The following is a 19,380-nucleotide window of genomic DNA, read 5'->3' on the forward strand; positions in this document are numbered from 1 at the left end:
GGGCCCCGAGCCGGGGCTCCGCCCCAGACCCCGAACTGTGGCTTTGCCCCGGGCCCCAGGCCCCGAGCTGTGGCTTTGCCCCAGGCCCCGAGCCGGGGCTTTGTCCCAGGCCCCGAGCCGGGGCTTCGCCCCAGACCGCGGGCCGAGGCTTCGCCCCTTCCCGCGGCATCGATATGCGGCTCCGCCGCGTGGCGGGGCTTCGCCCCAGACCTCGGGGTCCAGGGGCGGAGCCCCTGGTATCGGGAAGGGGCGGGGAGGGGATCAGCCCGCCGCAGGCGTCACTGCCCCCGCCGCCGGATCTTGTTGCCGAGCCAGACCAGCGGATCGTACTTACGGTCCGCCGCCCGCTCCTTGAGCGGGATCAGCGCATTGTCCGTGATCTTGATCTGCTCGGGGCAGACCTCCGTACAGCACTTGGTGATGTTGCAGTAGCCCAGTCCGTGCTCCTCCTGGGCGGTGCTCTTGCGGTCAAGACCGGCCTCGGCCGCCGCGTCCAGCGGATGCATGTCCAGCTCCGCGACCCGCATCAGGAACCGAGGCCCGGCGAACGCCTCCTTGTTCTCCTCGAAGTCCCGCACCACATGGCAGGTGTCCTGGCACAGGAAGCACTCGATGCACTTGCGGAACTCCTGCGACCGGTTCACATCCTCCTGCCACATCCGGTACTCGCCCGGACCCAGCCCCTCCGGGGGCACGAAGGAGGGCACCTCACGGGCCTTGGTGTAGTTGAACGACACATCCGTCACCAGGTCCCGCACCACCGGGAAGGCCCGCAGCGGGGTGATGGTGATCGTCTCGTTCCGTTCGAACACCGACATCCGGGTCATGCACAGCAGCCGGGGCCGGCCGTTGACCTCGGCGCTGCACGAACCGCATTTGCCCGCCTTGCAGTTCCAGCGGACGGCCAGGTCGGGGGCCTGGGTGGCCTGCAGCCGGTGGACGATGTCCAGCACGACCTCGCCGTCGTTGACCTCGACGTGGAAGTCCTTCAGACCGCCGCCGTCCTGGTCGCCCCGCCACACCCGGAAGTGGGCCTCGTACGCACTCACTGGGTCAGCTCCTCGTCCGTCAGGTACTTCACCAGCTCGTCCTTCTCGAACAGGTTCAGCAGGTCGGGCCGGATGGGCGGCATCTCACGCCGCTCGAGCCGGATCTGGCCGTGCCCGGTGTCGGGTGCCGCCAGCCCGCCCGAGGGGTCGGAGAGCCGGCAGACCAGATTGAGCCGTCGCCATTCCCGGTCCATCTCGGGGCAGTCGTCGCGGGTGTGCCCGCCGCGGCTCTCGGTGCGCTCCAGCGCGGCGCGGGCCACGCACTCGCTGACCAGCAGCATGTTGCGCAGATCGATCGCCAGGTGCCAGCCGGGGTTGAACTGCCGGTGGCCCTCGACCCCGGCGCGGCGCGCCCGGATCCGCAGACTGGCCAGCCGGTGCAGCGCCTCCTCCATCTCCTCGGCCTTGCGGATGATCCCCACCAGGTCGTTCATCGACTGCTGGAGCTCCTGGTGGAGGGTGTACGGGTTCTCCGGCGGCCCGGCAGGGCCCGCGGTCTCGTCCGGCTCACCGGCCTCGGCGCTGAACGGGCGCAGCGCCTCGGCCGCCGCCAGGTCCAGCTGTGCCTCGTCCGGCACCGGACGGGTGCCCGAATCCGCGATCTCCTGGGCGTAGCGGGCCGCGTGGAGCCCGGCGCGGCGCCCGAAGACCAGCAGGTCGGAGAGGGAGTTGCCGCCGAGCCGGTTGGAGCCGTGCATCCCGCCCGCGACCTCGCCCGCGGCGAACAGGCCGGGCACGCCGGTGGCGGCCGCGGTGTCCGGGTCGACGTCCACTCCGCCCATCACGTAGTGACAGGTGGGGCCCACCTCCATGGGCTCGGCGGTGATGTCGACGTCCGCGAGCTCCTTGAACTGGTGGTGCATCGAGGGCAGCCGCCGCTTGATGACCTCGGGGGACATCCGGGTGGAGACGTCGAGGAAGACCCCGCCGTGCGGGGAGCCCCGGCCCGCCTTGACCTCGGCGTTGATGGCGCGGGCCACCTCGTCGCGGGGGAGCAGCTCGGGCGGGCGGTGGTTGTGGTCCGGGTCCTCGTACCAGCGGTCGGCCTCGTCCTCGGACTGGGCGTACTTCTCCTTGAAGACGTCCGGGATGTAGTCGAACATGAACCGCTTGCCCTCGCTGTTGCGCAGCACCCCGCCGTCGCCGCGCACCGACTCGGTGACCAGGATGCCCTTCACCGAGGGCGGCCAGACCATACCGGTCGGGTGGAACTGCACGAACTCCATGTTGATCAGCGGGGCGCCCGCGAGCAGCGCCAGTGAGTGGCCGTCGCCGGTGTACTCCCAGGAGTTGGAGGTCACCTTGAAGGACTTGCCGATACCGCCGGTGGCCAGCACCACGGCCGGGGCGTCCAGGGCGAAGAACCGGCCCGATTCGCGCTCGTAGCCGAAGACCCCGGCGACCCGGTCGCCGTCCTTGACGATCCGGGTGACCGTGCACTCCTGGAAGATCTTCAGTCGGGACTCGTAGTCGCCGGTGGCGGCCTTGTCCTCCTGCTGGAGGGAGACGATCTTCTGCTGGAGGGTGCGGATCAGCTCCAGGCCGGTGCGGTCCCCGACATGGGCGAGGCGGGGGTACTCATGGCCGCCGAAGTTCCGCTGGGAGATCTTGCCCTCCGGGGTGCGGTCGAAGAGCGCGCCCCAGGTCTCCAGCTCCCAGACCCGGTCCGGGGCCTCCTGGGCGTGCAGCTCGGCCATCCGCCAGTGGTTGAGGAACTTGCCCCCGCGCATGGTGTCGCGGAAGTGCACCTGCCAGTTGTCGCGCTCGTTGACGTTGCCCATGCTGGCGGCGATGCCGCCCTCGGCCATCACCGTATGGGCCTTGCCGAACAGCGACTTGCAGATGACGGCGCAGCGCATGCCCTGCTCGCGGGCCTCGATCGCGGCACGCAGCCCGGCGCCGCCCGCGCCGATCACGACCACGTCCCACGCCTGCCGCTCGACTTGCGTCATCGGATGAGCACCTCTCCTAGAAAAAGCGGGGATCGTCGAAGGCGCCGCTCGCCACCAGATAGACGTAGAAGTCCGCGACGGCGACGCTGATGAGAGAGGCCCAGGCCAGCTGCATATGGCGTGCGTTGAGCCCGCTCACCCAGCCCCAGAGCCGATAGCGCACCGGATGCCGGGAGAAGTGCTTCAGCCGGCCGCCGACGATATGGCGGCAGGAGTGGCAGGAGAGGGTGTACGCCCAGATCAGCGCGATGTTGGCGAGCAGCACCAGGGTGCCCAGGCCCATATGGCCCCAGCGGCCGTGCTCGTCCCGGAAGGCGAGCACGGTGTCATAGGTGAGGATCCCCGCGACGATCACCGCGAAGTAGAAGAAGTAGCGGTGGATGTTCTGCAGGATCAGCGGGAAGCGGGTCTCGCCGGTGTACTTGGCGCGCGGTTCGGCGACCGCGCAGGCGGGCGGTGAGGCCCAGAAGCCCCGGTAATACGCCTTGCGGTAGTAGTAGCAGGTGAGCCGGAACCCTAGCGGGAAGATCAGGATCAGCAGTGCCGGGGACAGGCCCCACCACGCGCCGAAGATCTCCCAGTTGGCGCCGCCCTTCATGGGCACGCAGTTCTGGGCGACGCAGGGCGAGTAGAAGGGGGAGACGTACGGCTCGGCGTAGTAGTCGTCCCCCGCGAAGGCCCGCCAGGTCGAGTAGACGATGAACGCGAACAGTCCGGCGGCGGTGATGGCGGGGGAGAGCCACCAGCGGTCGCTGCGCAGATGGCGGCCGGGGATGGCGGCGCGCGAGGGGCTGTGCACGCCGTGCGGGGCCGTTCCGGAGTCTGCGGGTGCGGGCGTGGTGGCTTGCGGGTCGGTGCCTGTGGCCAAGGGGAACTCCGCGGTGGAGTGGTATGGGGGGACGGTGGGGATGCGCCCCGTGACGGGAGGCGCGCCGGCCCGTCCCTAGGGCGCGTGGCGATCTCTCGCGCCGAGGCCCTCGTCGTCGACGTCCGACCACAGCGCGCTGTCGTACGGGGCGTCGGGGACCGGAACCATTTCGGGGCGTGATCGCTCCACGGGAGTCGTCTCGCGCAGCAGGGCGAGGCTCTCGCGCAGGTGGTCCGCGTCGGTGCGGACCCGGCGTATCTCCAGCCCGCCGGCGCCCACCCGCTGCTCCAGCCGGGAGACGGAACGGACGAGGTCATCGAGACAGCGCTGGACGGCCGTCAAGTCGTCGTTCAAGGACATGACTTGCCCTCACTTCCGCGGTTGCGGTTGGCGACGCTTATGCGACAGCGAGTGTTACGCGCCACGGTCCTGGTTGTGAAGGGATCTGTCGGGATTGGCGCCGTCACCGGCGGGATTCCGCCGCCGCGCGCCGGAGTGCGCGCCCGCCGCATTGATCCGGGCGGGTGATCCTTTCCCCTCATGGCCGTCTCCATGGCCCTCTCGGCGTGCTGTCCGATGAACCGTCGCTTTGAGTGAGGAGTATATGCGATCAGCGTCACACTATGCCAAATGCGCATATATCCGTCACCCTGCGGAGGTACGAGCCATGCCCATCACCAGGAGCCGCCGCGCCATGCTGCTCGCCGCGGGAGTGATGCTGCCGCTGCCCGTACTGACCGGCTGCAGTTCGGACGACGACGGCCCACCGCCGCGCGCCGCCTGGGACATCGCCTCCGCACCCCGCTCCGGGACCGCCGGCACCGGCACCCTGCGCTGGGCCCTGGACGCGACGCCCACCACGCTCAACGCCTTCCAGAAGACCGCGGACACGGGCACCCAGCGGATCGCGGGCGCCGTGCTGCCCGCCCTCTACACCCTCGACGCCCGCGGCCGGGCCCAGCGCAACGGCGACTATCTGGCCTCCGCCGACGTCACCTCGACCGATCCCAAGCAGGTCGTGGTCTTCAAGCTCAACCCCAAGGCGGTGTGGAGCGACGGGCGCCCGATCGGCGCGGAGGACTTCCAGGCCCAGTGGAAGGCGCTGCGCGGCACCGACGAGAAGTACGGGACGGCGCGCAACGCCGGATACGACCGGATCGCCAAGGTCGAACCGGGGGACAAGGAGCACGAGGTCAAGGTCACCTTCGCCAAGCCGTACACCGACTGGCGCTCGCTGTTCACCCCGCTGTACCCGAAGAGCGTGATGGGCAACCCGGCGGTCTTCACCGCGGCCGCGAACAAGGGGCTCGCGGTCGGCGCCGGGCCCTTCATGGTCCGCCGGGTCACGGACTCCGAGGTCACCCTCGTCCGAAACCCCCGCTGGTGGGGCGACCGGGCGCGGCTGAGCCGGGTGGTCTTCCAGGCGGTCCCGGCCGAGAAGCGGGCCGAGGCGCTGATCGCCGGGCGGCTGGACCTGGCCGAGGTGGACGGGACCACCGCCCGGCGCATCCAGGCCACCGCCCCCGGCAAGCAGGCCGCGGGCGCCAAGCGGGGCTCCTCGGCCCCGGGCAAGGCGGGCGCGCCGGAGCCGTCCACGGGCGGCCGGGAGGCGTCCACCGGCGGCCGGGAGGCGGCCGAGGCGACGCGTACGGCGGGCACCGGGGCGGCGCGGGAAGAGTCGGGAGCCCAGGGAGCGGCCACCGGCGACACCGGCGACACCGACAAGAACCGGTCGCGGACCCGGGCGCTGAGCAGGTTCACCCTGCGCAAGGCCCTGGACCCGGCCTACACCCAGCTCGCCCTCAACGGCACCAAGGGCCCGCTCGCCGATGAGCGGGTACGCCGTGCGGTGGCCCGCGCGATCGACCGGAAGGCCCTGGCGAAGCTGGTGCTCAAGCCCATGGGGCTGCCGTCCGAGCCGCTCGGCAACCATCTGCTGATGGCGGGCCAGCCGGGCTACAAGGACCACAGCGGCGCCCTCGGCGCCCCGGACGCCAACGCCGCGCAGTCGCTGCTCGCCGACGCGGGCTGGCGGGCGGGCGGCACCGGCCGTCAGAAGGCGCTGGACGGCAAGACGGACGACCGGGGCAGCCGGTACAGCGCCCCGACCGCCACCGAGGGCGCCACGGGCTCCACCACGGACCCGGCCACCGACACCGCGTCCGGAACCGCCTCCAAGAGCGCCTCCGGCGCCCCGCCCGCGGCCGGTGACGCCGGGCGGTCCGGACGGCTCCGGGAGACGGCCGTCGTACGGAAGAAGGGACGGCCGCTGGTGCTGCGCTTCGTCCTCCCCGATGACCGGACCGGTGCCCGGCTGGGCACGGTCGGTGAGCGCATCGCCCGGATGCTGGAGAAGATCGGCGTCCGGACCGAGATCACCAAGGTCTCCGGCGAGAGCTACTTCCGGGACCACATCGCCACCGGCGACTACGACCTGGCCCTCTACTCCTGGCCCGCCTCCGCCTACCCGGCCACCGATGCCCGTCCCATCTACGCCAAGCCGCAGCCCGCCGCCGACGGCTCCCTGGTCGTCGAGCAGAACTACACCCGGGTGGGCACCGACCAGATCGACCAGCTCTTCGACCAGGCGCTCTCCGAGCTGGACGGCGGCGCCTCGCGCTCCCTGGTCAGCCGGGCGGACGCCCGGATCTGGGCGGCGGCCGGATCGATTCCGCTCTATCAGCGCCCCCAGCTGATCGCGATGCGCAAGGGCCTGGTCAACGCGGGCGCCTTCGGCTTCGCGACCCCCCGCTACCAGGACATCGGCTTCCGCCGCTAGGGGGTTCCGGCGGACCTTGACGCCTGCGGCGAGCTGTTCCCCTCCCCGCCCCTTCCCGAAACCGGGGCTCCGCCCCAGCCCCCGGTCCGGGGGTTCTGCCCCGGGCCCCGGTCCGGGGGTTCTGCCCCGGGCCCCTGTCCCGGGGTTCTGCTCCAGATCCCGGTCCGGGGGCTCTGCCCCAGGCCCCTGTCCCGGGGCTCTGCCCCAGATCCCGGGTCCGGGGGGCTCCGCCCCAGATCCCGGGTCCGGGGCTCCGCTCCAGGCCCCGGACCCGGAACTCCGCCCCTTCCCGCGGCGTCGATATGCGGCTCCGCCGCGTGGCGGGGCTTCGTCCCGGGACCCGGCTGGGCGTCCGACCGGTCATCCGCTGCGCCAGCGTGCCGACCGCGATCAGGCCGCCGGTGTGGGTGTTCGCGGCGGGACGGTCGGCTTGTCGGCCCCGGGGTCCAGGGGCGGAGCCCCTGGTTACGGGAAGGGGCGGGGAGGGGAAAGATCCGCCGGACACCCCCGTAGCCGCAGCCGCCAGCGGAGCCGCCGGGCGAGGCGACCGGCGAGGCGACCGGCGGGGTGACCGGCGCGGGGACGGGCGGTGGGACGGGGTGTGAGATGGGTCGCGGGATGGGCTGCGGCGTTCGTCCGCGCGGCGTCCCCGTACCATGGGGGTGAGGCCGAGGCGTGATCAGCCCGGCGGAAGGCGCGCCGCTTAAGGAGCGCGTCGCCACCCAACAACCGGGAGAAGCGCGCTTTCATGCCCACGCGCCACGACATTCGTAACGTCGCCATCGTCGCTCACGTCGACCATGGCAAGACGACCCTCGTCGACGCCATGCTGAAGCAGGCGGGCGCGTTCGCCGCCCACCAGCAGGTGGACGACCGGGTCATGGACTCCAACGACCTGGAGCGCGAGAAGGGCATCACCATTCTCGCGAAGAACACCGCCGTGAAGTACCACCCGGCGGACGGCGGCGACCCCGTCACCATCAACATCATCGACACCCCGGGCCACGCCGACTTCGGCGGTGAGGTCGAGCGCGGTCTGTCCATGGTCGACGCGGTCGTCCTGCTGGTGGACGCCTCCGAGGGGCCGCTGCCGCAGACCCGCTTCGTGCTGCGCAAGGCGCTCCAGGCGAAGCTGCCGGTGATCCTGTGCATCAACAAGACGGACCGCCCGGACTCCCGGATCGACGAGGTCGTGAACGAGGCGTACGACCTCTTCCTGGACCTGGACGCGACCGAGGAGCAGATCGAGTTCCCGATCGTCTACGCCTGTGCCCGTGACGGCGTGGCCTCGCTGACCAAGCCGGAGGACGGCACCGTCCCGGCCGACAGCGACAGCCTCCAGCCGTTCTTCTCCGCCCTGCTGGACACCGTTCCGGCGCCGGAGTACGACGCGGCGGCCCCGCTCCAGGCCCATGTCACCAACCTGGACGCGGACAACTTCCTCGGCCGTATCGCGCTGCTCCGGGTCGAGCAGGGCGAGCTGAAGAAGGGGCAGACGGTCGCGTGGATCAAGCGCGACGGCACCATCTCCAACGTCCGGATCACCGAGCTGATGATGACCGAGGCGCTCACCCGCAAGCCCGCCGAGGTGGCCGGCCCGGGTGACATCTGCGCGGTCGCGGGCATTCCGGACATCATGATCGGCGAGACCCTGGCCGACCCGGAGAACCCGATCGCGCTGCCGCTGATCACCGTCGACGAGCCCGCGATCTCGATGACCATCGGCACCAACACCTCCCCGCTGGTCGGCCGCGGCCCCGGCGGCAAGGGCGCCGACAAGTCCGCCGTGAAGGACCGCAAGGTCACCGCGCGGCTGGTCAAGGACCGGCTGGAGCGCGAGCTGATCGGTAACGTCTCGCTGCGCGTGCTGCCCACCGACCGCCCGGACGCCTGGGAGGTGCAGGGCCGGGGCGAGCTGGCGCTGGCGATCCTGGTGGAGACCATGCGCCGGGAGGGCTTCGAGCTCACCGTCGGCAAGCCGCAGGTGGTCACCCGGGAGGTCGAGGGCAAGGTCCACGAGCCGATCGAGCGCATCACCATCGATGTGCCCGAGGAGCACATGGGCGCGGTCACCCAGCTCATGGGCACCCGCAAGGGCCGGATGGACAACATGTCCAACCACGGCTCCGGCTGGGTCCGTATGGAGTTCATCGTCCCCTCCCGCGGTCTGATCGGCTTCCGTACCGAGTTCCTGACCGCGACCCGCGGCACGGGTATCGCCCACTCCATCCACGAGGGTCACGAGCCGTGGTTCGGCGAGCTGAAGACCCGTAACAACGGCTCGCTGGTGGCCGACCGCTCGGGTGCGGTGACCGCCTTCGCGATGACCAACCTCCAGGAGCGCGGGGTGCTGTTCACCTCGCCGGGCACCGAGGTGTACGAGGGCATGATCGTCGGCGAGAACTCCCGCTCCGACGACATGGACGTCAACATCACCAAGGAGAAGAAGCTCACCAACATGCGGTCCTCCACCGCGGATGTGACCGAGTCTCTGGTCCCGCCGCGGCTGCTCTCGCTCGAGCAGTCCCTGGAGTTCTGCCGCGACGACGAGTGCGTCGAGGTGACGCCGGAGACGGTGCGGATCCGCAAGGTGGTGCTGGATCAGAAGGAGCGCGCCCGCAGCGCTGCCCGCGCCAAGCGCTGACGCGCACCGCGCCAAGCGCTGACGCTCGCCGCCGCCCGCGCCAAGCGCTGACGCTCGCCGCCGCCCGCGCCAAGCGCTGACGCTCACCGCCGCGCGCCAAGCGCTGACGCTCGCCGCCGCCCGCGCCAAGCGCTGACGCGCACACCCGGGCGCGGGGGCGCCGGGGCTCACACCCGGCGCCCCTGCGCACGACGGCGCCGATCACGGAGCGTAGGCGCCCCACCGCGCCTCGGTGAGCTGCCCACGGCCCGGACCCATCGCCTCCACGGCGGGGGTCCGGGCCGTTGCCATGTCAGCAATGTGCCAGTCAAGCAGTTATCCGGATCTCCCTGTCCGAATATCGGCGCCCGAGCTCCGCATGATGTGTTAACAGTCCGTTTCGCGTGTGTCTGTCTGGGGCAGTTTTGTCCGGATTTCGAAGCTCCGCGCGTAGATGCTGTGACCAAAGCGAGACCCATAAGGTGTGGTTTACGGGCCGGACGTGCTCAATCATGGGGTCCATTGAGCTCGGGTCAATGGGTCACACGCTGTGGGGAGCGCGGACCTACGAGCGCATCTGGGGGGTTCCGGTCCCTTTCGCTGTCAGGGGTGTCAGCGTGTCTCCGGGCGCCCCCTCTCGTAGTGACAGTGGACTCCTGAGGAGGCAAACCCATGCGCGGTGCCAAGAGCGCCAAGTGGGTCGCGTTGGCGGCAGTCGTGGCGCTGGCCGCGACCGCCTGCGGTGGTAACGACAGCGACAGCGGCAGCAATGACATGAACAAGGGCACGGCGGACCCGAATGGGATACTCACCGCCCAGCTGAGCGAGCCGCAGAACCCGCTGCAGCCGGCGAACGCGAAGGAGAGCCAGGGCAGCCGGGTGCTGCGGGCGATCTTCGCGGGCCTGGTGGACTACGAGCCGGGCACCGGCAAGCTGGTCTACGTCAACGCCGAGTCCGTCACCCCCAACAAGGACTCCTCCGTCTGGACCGTCAAGCTCAAGCCGGGCTGGAAGTTCCACAACGGCGAGGCCGTGACCGCCAAGTCCTACGTGGACTCCTGGAACTGGTCCGCCAACGTCGCGAACAACCAGACCAACTCCAGCTGGTTCCAGGACATCAAGGGCTACGAGGACGTCCACCCTGAGAAGGGCAAGCCCAAGGCCGACAAGATGTCCGGCCTGAAGGTCGTCAACGACAACGAGTTCAAGATCGAGCTCAACAGCTCGGTCTCGTACTTCGCCTACAAGCTGGGCTACGACGTGTGGTCCCCGCTGCCCACGGGCTTCTTCAAGGACCCCAAGGGCTTCGGCGAGAAGCCGGTCGGCAACGGCCCCTACAAGTTCGTCTCCTGGGACCACAAGAAGATGATCAAGGTCCGCAAGTTCGCGGACTACCAGGGCCCGAACAAGGCCAAGAACGGCGGCATCGACTTCAAGAACTACACCACCGCCGACGCCGCCTACTCGGACCTGCGCTCCAACAACCTCGACTGGATCGAGCAGGTCCCGACCACCGCGCTGACCAACTACAAGAGCGACCTGGGCAAGCGCGCGATCGACGAGGAGTACTCGGCGGTCCAGTCGGTCGTCCCGGCCTTCTACACCAAGCAGTTCAAGAACATCGACCCCAAGGTCATCCAGGGTCTGTCCATGGCGATCGACCGTGACACGATCACCAAGACCGTGCTCCACGGCTCCCGCACCCCGGCCGACAGCTATGTCGCCCGCGGCGTGATCGGCTACAAGGCCGGCGCGCTCAAGGAGCAGGTCACCTACGACCCGGCCAAGGCCAAGTCCCTCATCAAGGAGGGCGGCGGGGTCCCGGGCAACAAGATCTCGATCCAGTACAACGCCGACCAGGACCACAAGCCCTGGGTGGACGCGGTCTGCAACAGCATCCGCAAGGCCACCGGCGTCGACTGCGTCGGCGACTCCAAGCCCGACTTCCAGGCCGACCTGAACGCGCGTGACAAGCACCAGGTCAAGTCCATGTACCGCGGTGGCTGGGTGCTCGACTACCCGGTCAACTCGAACTTCATGAGGGACCTCTACGGCTCCAAGGCGGCCGGTAACACCAGCGGTTACGCCAACAAGCAGTTCGACGAGCTCGCCAACAAGGCCGACAAGGCCGCCACCCTCGACGAGACCGTGAAGCTCTACCAGCAGGCGGAGCAGGTTCTCGCGAAGGACATGCCGGCGATCCCGCTGTGGTTCTACAAGGTCAACAGCGGCCAGTCCAACAAGGTCCTGGGGAAGATCCCCTACGGCCAGGACGGCGACCCCATCTTCACCGACGTCCAGGTGAAGAAGAAGTAATCATCGGGACCGCCGGCCGGTGCCGCCGCTTCTCCCACCGGGGAGCGGCGGCACCGGCCCGCAGGCGTGAGGCCCGCAGCTCATCCCCCCACCCGCGTGGCGCTGACGAGACGTGGCCTCCGCCGCCCCCCAACGGCATGGAGGCATAATGGGGCGCTACGTCGCCAGGCGACTGCTCCAGATGATCCCGGTCTTCATCGGGACCACACTGTTGATTTTCCTCATGGTCCACGTCCTTCCCGGCGACCCCATCAGAGCGATGTGGGGAGAGAAGGCCGCGGACCCCGCGCAGGTCGCGTCCCTGCGCCATGAGTTCGGGCTGGACCAGTCCCTCCCGAAGCAGTACCTCGACTACATGGTCGACCTCTTCCAGGGCAACTTCGGCAAGACCTTCGGCGGCCGCCCGGTCTCCGAGGAAATGAGCATGGCCTTCCCGGTGACCCTCCGCCTCGCGGCGGTGGCCCTCACCATCGAGATCATCGTCGGCATCGGGCTCGGTGCCTGGGCCGGACTCCGGGCCGGCCGCGCCGCCGACACCGGCGTGCTGATCTTCACGCTGATCGTCATCTCGATGCCGGTCTTCGTCCTCGGCTATCTGGCCCGGTTCATCTTCGCCGACGAGCTCGGCTGGCTGCCACCGAACGTCCAGGACTCGATGAACCTCCAGCAACTCCTGCTGCCAGGGTTCGTCCTCGCGATGCTCTCCATGGCGTATGTGGCCCGGCTGACCCGGACCACCTTCGCCGAGAACCTGCGCGCCGACTACATGCGCACCGCGCTCGCCAAGGGGCTGCCGCGCCGCCGGATCGTCGGCGTCCACCTGCTGCGCAACTCGCTGATCCCGGTGGTCACCTTCCTCGGCACCGACGTCGGCGCGCTGGTCGGCGGCGCGGTGGTCACCGAGGGCATCTTCAACGTCCAGGGCGTCGGCAACCTGCTCTTCAAGGCGCTCGGGCAGCGTGAGGGCACCACCATCGTCGGGGTCGTGACCATCTTCGTCCTCGTCATTCTGCTGATCAACCTGCTCGTCGACCTGCTGTACGCGGTCCTGGACCCGAGGATCCGGTATGCCTGACATGACCAAATCCCAGTCCGGCGGCACGGCGGTCGACACGGCGGTCGACGCCGTGGCCCCGCCGACCGCGGTGGACACCGCCGCCCCCGGCGCCGCCTCCCAGGGCAAGCCGCGCTCGCTGTGGGGCGACGCCTGGTTCGAACTGCGCCATCGCCCGCTGTTCTGGGTCTCGGCGGTGCTGCTGGTGCTGCTGCTGGCCGTCGCGGCCTTTCCCGGGATGTTCACCAGCGCCGATCCGCGCAACGGCGATCTGACCAACCACTTCCTGACCAAGCCGGAGCTGACCCACTTCTTCCAGGCCGACTGGTTCGGCTACGACGGTCAGGGCCGCTCGATCTACGCCCGGGTCATCTATGGCACCCGCGCCTCGATCATGGTCGGCGTCGGCGTGACCGCGGTGGTGACCCTCTTCGGCGGTCTGCTGGGCATGGCCGCCGGATACTTCGGCGGCTGGATCGACTCGATCATCTCCCGGATCGTGGACATCTTCTTCGGTCTGCCGTTCCTGCTCGGCTCGATGGTCGTGCTGAACGCGTTCACCGAGCGCAAGGTGTACGTCGTGATCGCGGCCCTGGCCTTCCTCGGCTGGACCACCATCGCCCGGGTGATGCGCAGTTCGGTGATCACCGCCAAGCAGGCGGACTACGTCACCGCGGCGCGTGCCCTCGGTGCCGGAACCGGCCGGATCCTTTTCCGGCACGTCCTGCCGAACGCGCTGGCCCCCACCATCGTGGTGGCCACCATCTCCCTCGGCGCCTACATCTCCGCCGAGGCCACGCTGTCCTTCCTCGGCCTCGGTCTCGCCGACCCCACCATCTCGTGGGGCATCGACATCTCCGACGCCAAGGACGCCATCCGGGACAACCCGCATGTGATGCTGTTCCCGGCCGGAATGCTGAGCCTCACGGTCTTCGCATTCATCACGCTCGGCGACGCGGTGCGCGACGCCCTCGACCCCAAGCTGCGCTGAGGAGGGCGTACGTGACCACCATCGAGAAGACCACGAGCGCCACCGCCCGCGTGGGCGAGGACGACGACGGCACCCCGCTGCTGGAAGTCCGCGACCTGCATGTGGAGTTCCACACCCGGGACGGTGTCGCCAAGGCCGTCAACGGCGTCAACTACAGCGTCCGCGCCGGTGAGACGCTCGCCGTCCTCGGCGAGTCCGGCTCCGGCAAGTCGGTGACCGCCCAGGCGATCATGGGCATCCTCGACATGCCGCCCGGGAAGATCCCGCAGGGGCAGATCCTGTTCCGGGGCGAGGACATGCTCACCATGGCGGGCGAGGAGCGCCGGAAGATCCGCGGCCGCAAGATCGCCATGATCTTCCAGGACGCGCTCTCGGCGCTGAACCCGGTGCTCTCCGTGGGCTATCAGCTCGGCGAGATGTTCCGGGTCCACCAGGGCCTGTCCAAGAAGGAGGCCAAGGCCAAGGCCATCGAGCTGATGGACCGGGTCCGCATCCCGGCGGCCAAGGAGCGGGTGAGCGACTATCCGCACCAGTTCTCCGGCGGTATGCGCCAGCGCATCATGATCGCCATGGCGATGGCCCTGGAGCCGGACCTGATCATCGCCGACGAGCCGACCACCGCCCTGGACGTGACCGTCCAGGCCCAGGTGATGGACCTGCTCGCGGAGCTCCAGCGCGAGTACCACATGGGTCTGATCCTGATCACCCATGACCTGGGTGTGGTGGCGGACGTCGCCGACAAGATCGCCGTGATGTACGCGGGCCGGATCGTCGAGACCGCCCCCGTGCACGAGCTCTACAAGCGCCCGGCCCACCCCTACACCCGCGGTCTGCTGGACTCCATCCCGCGCCTGGACCGCAAGGGCCAGGAGCTCTACGCGATCAAGGGGTTGCCGCCCAACCTGCTCAAGATCCCCACGGGCTGCGCCTTCAACCCGCGCTGCCCCAAGGCGGAGGACATCTGCCGTACGGACGTCCCCGCCCTGGTGCCGGTCACCGAGCAGGACGGCACGGAGCTGCCGGGCCGCGGCAGCGCCTGCCACTTCTGGAAGGAGACCCTCCATGGCTGACGCCGAGAAGAACGAGAAGGCCATGGAACCGGCCGCGGACGCCACCCCCAACGTCACGGAGGTGGAGACGGTCGACGCGGCCACCGAGGACGAGGCGGTCGCCGCGCTCGAGGCCAAGGTCGACCGCGGTGAGCCGATCCTCCAGGTGCGCAATCTGGTCAAGCACTTCCCGCTGACCCAGGGCATCCTCTTCAAGCGGCAGATCGGCGCGGTCAAGGCGGTCGACGGCATCTCCTTCGACCTCTACCAGGGCGAGACCCTCGGCATCGTCGGCGAGTCCGGCTGCGGCAAGTCCACCGTCGCCAAGCTGCTGATGACCCTGGAGACCGCCACCGCGGGCGAGGTCTTCTACAAGGGCCAGGACATCACCCGGCTGTCGGGCCGGGCGCTGCGGGCCGTCCGCCGCAACATCCAGATGGTGTTCCAGGACCCGTACACCTCGCTCAACCCCCGTATGACGGTGGGCGACATCATCGGGGAGCCCTTCGAGATCCACCCCGAGGTGGCCCCGAAGGGCGACCGCCGCCGCAAGGTCCAGGAGCTCCTGGACGTCGTGGGGCTGAACCCCGAGTACATCAACCGCTACCCCCACCAGTTCTCCGGCGGCCAGCGCCAGCGCATCGGCATCGCCCGCGGCCTCGCCCTCAACCCGGAGATCATCATCTGCGACGAGCCGGTCTCCGCGCTCGACGTGTCCGTCCAGGCACAGGTCATCAACCTGATGGAGGGCCTCCAGGACGAGTTCAACCTGTCCTACATCTTCATCGCCCACGACCTGTCCATCGTCCGGCACATCTCCGACCGGGTCGGCGTGATGTACCTGGGCAAGATGGCCGAGATCGGCTCCGACACCGAGATCTACGACCACCCGACGCACCCCTACACCCAGGCGCTGCTGTCGGCCGTCCCGGTCCCGGACCCGGAGTCGCGCGAGGGCCGCGAACGCATCATCCTCACCGGCGACGTCCCCTCCCCGGCCAACCCGCCCTCCGGCTGCCGCTTCCGCACCCGCTGCTGGAAGGCCGAGGACAAATGCGCCAAGGAGGTCCCCCTCCTCGCCATCCCCGAGCGCTTCGCCGGCACGGATTCGCCTGCGGCGCACGAGTCGGCGTGCCACTTCGCGGAGGAAAAGGACGTGGTCCACGCCTAGCGCTACCGCGCGGGCCGCAGTTTGAACGACGAGGGCCGCCCGGGACGTGATCCACGTCCCGGGCGGCCCTCGCCGTCGTTCAGGAGACGGCGGGCGGTGGATTGAGCGTGAACCATACGGCCTTGCCGGTGACGCCCGAGTCCTTGTCGGTGTAGTCGTGCACGCCCCAGGTGTCGGAGCACGACTCGACGAGCGACAGCCCCCGGCCGTTCTCGTCGTCGGTCCGCGCCGATACTGGCTGCGGCAGCCCGTCGCCGGAGTCCCATACGGTGACCCGGAAGTCGGACGGCGACGGCTCCCAGTCCATGCTGACGTACGCGTCGGTGGTGGTGTTCCGGTACGCGTTGGTGACCAGCTCCGACACGAGCAACTCGGCCGTGTCCACGATGCAGTCGAGCCGCGCCGCCCTGAGGATGTGACGGATCGTGGCCCGTACGACGCCCACGGCGCGTGGGTCGTGCGGGATGAACAGGCCGTAGGACCAGGGCTCTTCGGGCGTGCGCATGGGGCAGCCTCCGGTTGAATGCCTACTGTGACTGGCGCCATACGTAACGTAGCGCGATAGGTTGCCAATTCACGACACAATCGGCACGCTTCGTGGTTGAGTGGTCGCACTGTCCATGACGAAGGAGGGCGTATGGGGCTTCGGGTTAACCCTACGTATCGCCAGCGACGCTTCGGGGCTGAGGTTCGCAGGCTGCGCGAACGTGCTGGCCTAAGCGTTGGCCAAAGCGCCGCGGCGATGAGCATGAACCAGTCGCATATCAGCAACGTTGAGTCCGGACGTACTGGCCTATCGCCTGAGCGGCTACGCGCCCTGGCCGGAGCCGTAGGGTGTGAAAGCACAACCTACGTTGACGCGCTTGTAGCGATGGGCCAGGCGTCGGGCAAAGGCTGGTGGAGTGCGTATCGCGACAAAGTGCCCGTCTCACGCATGGACACGGCCGAGTTGGAGGCCGGTGCCGATGCGATGCTCTGCTACGAGCCAATGTTCGTGCCGGGGCTGCTGCAGACCCGAGAGTACTCGGCGGCGATCCACCAAGCCGGGTACGTCCCCGCGTCACGCGAGGACAACAACTCGTCCGTCGAGTTCCGCCTGGAGCGCCAGAAGGTGCTCGTCGGCGAGCAGCCTCCTCAGTTCCATGCGGTGGTCCATGAGGCCGCCTTGCACACCACGTTGAATCGTCGCGACATCATGCGCACCCAGTTGCTGCGGCTGATCGAACTGTCCCGGCTCCCCAACGTCACGGTCCAGGTCCTCCCGTTCGATGGCCCGGTCCCGTTTGGTACGTCCTTCACGCTGATCCGGCCCAGCGTGGCGGAGTTGAGCACGGTGATCGTGCCGCACATCGAGCAGTCGCTCTACCTGGGCGAGAATGCCGCGATCGCTCGATACAACGAGGTTTTCGCTACTATGTGCGAAGTGGCGTTGCCTCCTGTCGATGCGACGGTTTCGCCGGAGGCGCATGGCGTGAAGGACTCGCTGGGGTTGATCCAGCGGCTCCTCTATCCCCTGCTCTAGGAAGGCGCACACATGTCTCAGCTCAGGTGGCGGAAGTCGAGCTTCAGCGAGGGCCACACCGACACGTGTGTCGAACTCGCCGCCGACTCCGTCGGCACCCCTCGCCTCCGCGAGAGCGACGACCCGGAGGTCGTCATATCCACGACCCCCGCCGCGCTCCGCGCGTTTCTGCGGGCCGCGAAGGCGGGGGCATTCGACCGCCCTTCCGGGAATGCTTGATCTGGCGCAACTAATTTGTCAAACGTTTTCCAGAGGGGTACCCCACCCCGGGCAATCGGGAGCCGGTCCGGCGGTCCGGCGACGGCCTCGGTCTCCGAGCACCGGCGCCGCCACCAACGCTCACCCCCAGAGCCCGGCGCCCGGCGGCGGCGCCTGGCCCCCCACCCCCCGACCCATGCTCAAATGCGCCGAAGGCGCGAGACGGTGCCGCGCTGTACCTCGTAGGGTCGTGGCATGACTGCCCCTCACTCACCGGTCTATCAGGAGTACTACACCCGCACGCCCCTTCAGCTCTTCTCGGGTGCCGGCTGGAAGCGACTGGTGGCCTTCCGAGCCGATGAGTCCGGTATCGCCCTGGGCGGCGCCGCATTGCGGTACAACCGGTTCCTGGCCGTCGTGCCGTGGCGGGACATCGAAGCCGTCGTGGTGTGGGCCACGCAAACCCGCACGGAGAAGCCGGTACCGTACATAAGTCTGAAGCTGCGGCCGGGCGTTCCCGCCCCTCCTGGCCCCAACCGGAAGCTCACCCAGCAGTTCGCCGCGGGTTTCGCTCCGCACCTCGAGTACGAGGTCGTCAGGAACAGTCGGCGCATCGTCCTCTGGAAGGTCGATCAGGCCAGGCTCACCGCCGCAGTCCAGGCGTTCGCGCCCCAAGTTCAGCTGCGTGTCCACCCGGTGCACCGGGAGCGACCAGGGCAGGGCGGCGCGGTGGGACGCGGGTCCGGCGCGAGCATCTTCGACATCATGCCCTGACCTCCGCGCGCTCCTCCGCGAAGTGGCACGCCGAGGCGTGGGCGGCGGGGCCCGCCAGGCCCGTCGGCACCGCCAGCACCGGCACCTCCGTCGCGCAGCGCTCCTGGGCCTTCCAGCAGCGGGTGCGGAAGCGGCAGCCGGAGGGCGGGTTGGCCGGGGAGGGGACGTCGCCCGTCAGGAGGATGCGGGTCGGGCGGGCGCGCGGCTCCGGGTCGGGGTCCGGGACGGCCGACAGCAGGGCCTGGGTGTAGGGGTGCGTCGGGTGGTCGTAGATCTCCCGGCCGGTGCCCGTCTCGGCGAACCGGCCCAGGTACATCACGGCCACCCGGTCGGAGATATGGCGGACCACCGACAGGTCGTGGGCGATGAAGACGTAGGACAGGTCGAACTCGTCCTGGAGGGTCTCCATCAGGTTGACCACCTGCGCCTGGACGGAGACGTCCAGCGCCGAGACCGGTTCGTCCGCGACGATGATCTCCGGTCGTAGCGCCAGTCCCCGGGCGATGCCGATGCGCTGGCGCTGGCCGCCGGAGAACTGGTGCGGATAGCGGTTGATGTGTTCCGGGTTCAACCCCACCACGTCCAGGAGGTCCCGGACCGCCCGCCGCCGGTTGCCCTTCGGGGCCGCCTCGGGGTGGATCTCGAAGGGCTCCCCGATGATGTCGCCCACCGTCATCCGGGGGTTGAGCGAGGTGTACGGGTCCTGGAAGACCATCTGGATGTTGCGGCGGACGGCACGCAGCGCCCGGCCCGACAGCCGGGTGATGTCCTCGCCCCGGTAGTGGATCGTCCCGGCCGTCGGCCGTTCGAGGCTGACCAGCAGCTTGGCGACGGTGGACTTGCCGCAGCCGGACTCGCCGACGATGCCGAGGGTCTCCCCGCGCCGCAGGGCGAAGGAGACCGTGTCGACCGCCCGGACCGCGCCGATCCGCCGCTTGAACACCACGCCCTGGGTCAGGGGATAGAGCTTGGCCAGGTCGCGGACCTCCAGGACCGGCTCATCGGGCTCAGGCATGTGCTCAGGCATGTGCTCA

At 69.4% G+C, this 19,380-nt stretch carries 16 protein-coding genes; 10 read left to right on the forward strand and 6 right to left on the reverse strand.

Translation table 11 applies throughout. The features are described 5' to 3' along the window. Positions 1 to 278: 278 nt before the first annotated feature. From JK364_RS34035 to JK364_RS34050, 4 genes are all read right to left on the reverse strand, one after another. Positions 279 to 1,049, reverse strand: a complete 771-nt coding sequence (locus JK364_RS34035) for a succinate dehydrogenase/fumarate reductase iron-sulfur subunit (RefSeq protein WP_201855214.1) — start codon at positions 1,047 to 1,049, stop codon at positions 279 to 281. Beyond that, entirely contained in the window at positions 1,046 to 3,001 is a 1,956-nt protein-coding gene (locus JK364_RS34040) for a fumarate reductase/succinate dehydrogenase flavoprotein subunit (protein ID WP_201855215.1), read from the reverse strand. Before JK364_RS34040 ends, JK364_RS34035 begins: the two co-directional genes overlap by 4 nt. A 16-nt stretch (positions 3,002 to 3,017) precedes the next feature. Continuing rightward, on the reverse strand, positions 3,018 to 3,869 hold the full coding sequence (gene sdhC / locus JK364_RS34045; RefSeq protein WP_201855216.1) for a succinate dehydrogenase subunit SdhC: 852 nt from the start codon (positions 3,867 to 3,869) through the stop codon (positions 3,018 to 3,020). A gap of 75 nt (positions 3,870 to 3,944) precedes the next feature. Continuing rightward, positions 3,945 to 4,229 (reverse strand): Rv0250c family protein, encoded by a 285-nt coding sequence (locus JK364_RS34050; protein ID WP_201855217.1) that lies wholly within the window; start codon positions 4,227 to 4,229, stop codon positions 3,945 to 3,947. Between the two features lie 307 nt (positions 4,230 to 4,536). On the opposite strand from JK364_RS34050, the gene JK364_RS34055 reads away from it, so the two are divergent. The 7 genes from JK364_RS34055 to JK364_RS34085 all read left to right on the forward strand — a co-directional run bounded on the left by JK364_RS34055 (position 4,537) and on the right by JK364_RS34085 (position 15,852). Further along, positions 4,537 to 6,648, forward strand: coding sequence for an ABC transporter family substrate-binding protein (locus JK364_RS34055; RefSeq protein ID WP_201855218.1), 2,112 nt, complete (start codon positions 4,537 to 4,539; stop codon positions 6,646 to 6,648). A 748-nt stretch (positions 6,649 to 7,396) separates the two neighbouring features. Continuing rightward, a complete protein-coding gene (typA, locus tag JK364_RS34060; protein WP_201855219.1) occupies positions 7,397 to 9,292 on the forward strand; it encodes a translational GTPase TypA in 1,896 nt (631 codons plus the stop codon). A 651-nt stretch (positions 9,293 to 9,943) separates the two neighbouring features. Further along, positions 9,944 to 11,587 (forward strand): peptide ABC transporter substrate-binding protein, encoded by a 1,644-nt coding sequence (locus JK364_RS34065; RefSeq protein WP_201855220.1) that lies wholly within the window; start codon positions 9,944 to 9,946, stop codon positions 11,585 to 11,587. Positions 11,588 to 11,735: 148 nt separating this feature from the next. Then, entirely contained in the window at positions 11,736 to 12,662 is a 927-nt protein-coding gene (locus JK364_RS34070; protein ID WP_201855221.1) for an ABC transporter permease, read from the forward strand. Continuing rightward, complete coding sequence (locus JK364_RS34075; protein WP_201855222.1) at positions 12,655 to 13,632, forward strand: ABC transporter permease; 978 nt, start codon at positions 12,655 to 12,657, stop codon at positions 13,630 to 13,632. Before JK364_RS34070 ends, JK364_RS34075 begins: the two co-directional genes overlap by 8 nt. A gap of 11 nt (positions 13,633 to 13,643) precedes the next feature. After that, the gene (locus JK364_RS34080; protein WP_201855223.1) at positions 13,644 to 14,702 is read left to right on the forward strand and encodes an ABC transporter ATP-binding protein; all 1,059 of its coding nucleotides are present in this window, start codon (positions 13,644 to 13,646) and stop codon (positions 14,700 to 14,702) included. Next, a complete protein-coding gene (locus JK364_RS34085) occupies positions 14,695 to 15,852 on the forward strand; it encodes an ABC transporter ATP-binding protein (RefSeq protein ID WP_037952147.1) in 1,158 nt (385 codons plus the stop codon). The genes JK364_RS34080 and JK364_RS34085 overlap by 8 nt, the downstream gene beginning before the upstream one ends. Positions 15,853 to 15,931: 79 nt before the next feature. On the opposite strand, the gene JK364_RS34090 is transcribed toward JK364_RS34085, so the two are convergent. Beyond that, positions 15,932 to 16,357, reverse strand: a complete 426-nt coding sequence (locus JK364_RS34090; protein WP_201855224.1) for an ATP-binding protein — start codon at positions 16,355 to 16,357, stop codon at positions 15,932 to 15,934. A gap of 132 nt (positions 16,358 to 16,489) precedes the next feature. Between JK364_RS34090 and JK364_RS34095 the strand changes: the two genes are divergently transcribed. The 3 genes from JK364_RS34095 to JK364_RS34105 all read left to right on the forward strand — a co-directional run bounded on the left by JK364_RS34095 (position 16,490) and on the right by JK364_RS34105 (position 18,346). Further along, positions 16,490 to 17,374 carry a helix-turn-helix domain-containing protein gene (locus JK364_RS34095; RefSeq protein WP_201855225.1) on the forward strand — a complete coding sequence of 295 codons (885 nt, stop codon included), beginning with the start codon at positions 16,490 to 16,492 and terminating at the stop codon, positions 17,372 to 17,374. A 12-nt stretch (positions 17,375 to 17,386) separates the two neighbouring features. Then, positions 17,387 to 17,593 (forward strand): DUF397 domain-containing protein, encoded by a 207-nt coding sequence (locus tag JK364_RS34100; RefSeq protein WP_201855226.1) that lies wholly within the window; start codon positions 17,387 to 17,389, stop codon positions 17,591 to 17,593. A 234-nt stretch (positions 17,594 to 17,827) separates the two neighbouring features. Beyond that, positions 17,828 to 18,346: a hypothetical protein gene (locus tag JK364_RS34105; RefSeq protein WP_201855227.1), complete on the forward strand. Its 519-nt coding sequence runs from the start codon at positions 17,828 to 17,830 to the stop codon at positions 18,344 to 18,346. Here JK364_RS34105 and JK364_RS34110 read toward each other — a convergent pair. Beyond that, positions 18,336 to 19,361, reverse strand: a complete 1,026-nt coding sequence (locus tag JK364_RS34110) for an ABC transporter ATP-binding protein (protein ID WP_201855325.1) — start codon at positions 19,359 to 19,361, stop codon at positions 18,336 to 18,338. The genes JK364_RS34105 and JK364_RS34110 overlap by 11 nt on opposite strands. Between the last annotated feature and the right edge of the window lie 19 nt (positions 19,362 to 19,380).

It is taken from the genome of Streptomyces endocoffeicus (assembly GCF_016741935.1).
GTDB classification, from domain to species: Bacteria; Actinomycetota; Actinomycetes; order Streptomycetales; family Streptomycetaceae; genus Streptomyces; species Streptomyces endocoffeicus.

Coding starts and splice junctions, on each gene's coding strand:
- JK364_RS34090 (WP_201855224.1), bottom strand. CDS start 16,357: ATGCGCACGCCCGAAGAGCCCTGGTCCTACGGCCTGTTCATCCCGCAC.
- JK364_RS34110 (WP_201855325.1), bottom strand. CDS start 19,361: ATGCCTGAGCCCGATGAGCCGGTCCTGGAGGTCCGCGACCTGGCCAAG.
- JK364_RS34065 (WP_201855220.1), top strand. CDS start 9,944: ATGCGCGGTGCCAAGAGCGCCAAGTGGGTCGCGTTGGCGGCAGTCGTG.
- JK364_RS34085 (WP_037952147.1), top strand. CDS start 14,695: ATGGCTGACGCCGAGAAGAACGAGAAGGCCATGGAACCGGCCGCGGAC.
- typA (WP_201855219.1), top strand. CDS start 7,397: ATGCCCACGCGCCACGACATTCGTAACGTCGCCATCGTCGCTCACGTC.
- JK364_RS34100 (WP_201855226.1), top strand. CDS start 17,387: ATGTCTCAGCTCAGGTGGCGGAAGTCGAGCTTCAGCGAGGGCCACACC.
- JK364_RS34070 (WP_201855221.1), top strand. CDS start 11,736: ATGGGGCGCTACGTCGCCAGGCGACTGCTCCAGATGATCCCGGTCTTC.
- JK364_RS34055 (WP_201855218.1), top strand. CDS start 4,537: ATGCCCATCACCAGGAGCCGCCGCGCCATGCTGCTCGCCGCGGGAGTG.
- JK364_RS34095 (WP_201855225.1), top strand. CDS start 16,490: ATGGGGCTTCGGGTTAACCCTACGTATCGCCAGCGACGCTTCGGGGCT.
- JK364_RS34075 (WP_201855222.1), top strand. CDS start 12,655: ATGCCTGACATGACCAAATCCCAGTCCGGCGGCACGGCGGTCGACACG.
- JK364_RS34050 (WP_201855217.1), bottom strand. CDS start 4,229: ATGTCCTTGAACGACGACTTGACGGCCGTCCAGCGCTGTCTCGATGAC.
- JK364_RS34105 (WP_201855227.1), top strand. CDS start 17,828: ATGACTGCCCCTCACTCACCGGTCTATCAGGAGTACTACACCCGCACG.
- JK364_RS34040 (WP_201855215.1), bottom strand. CDS start 3,001: ATGACGCAAGTCGAGCGGCAGGCGTGGGACGTGGTCGTGATCGGCGCG.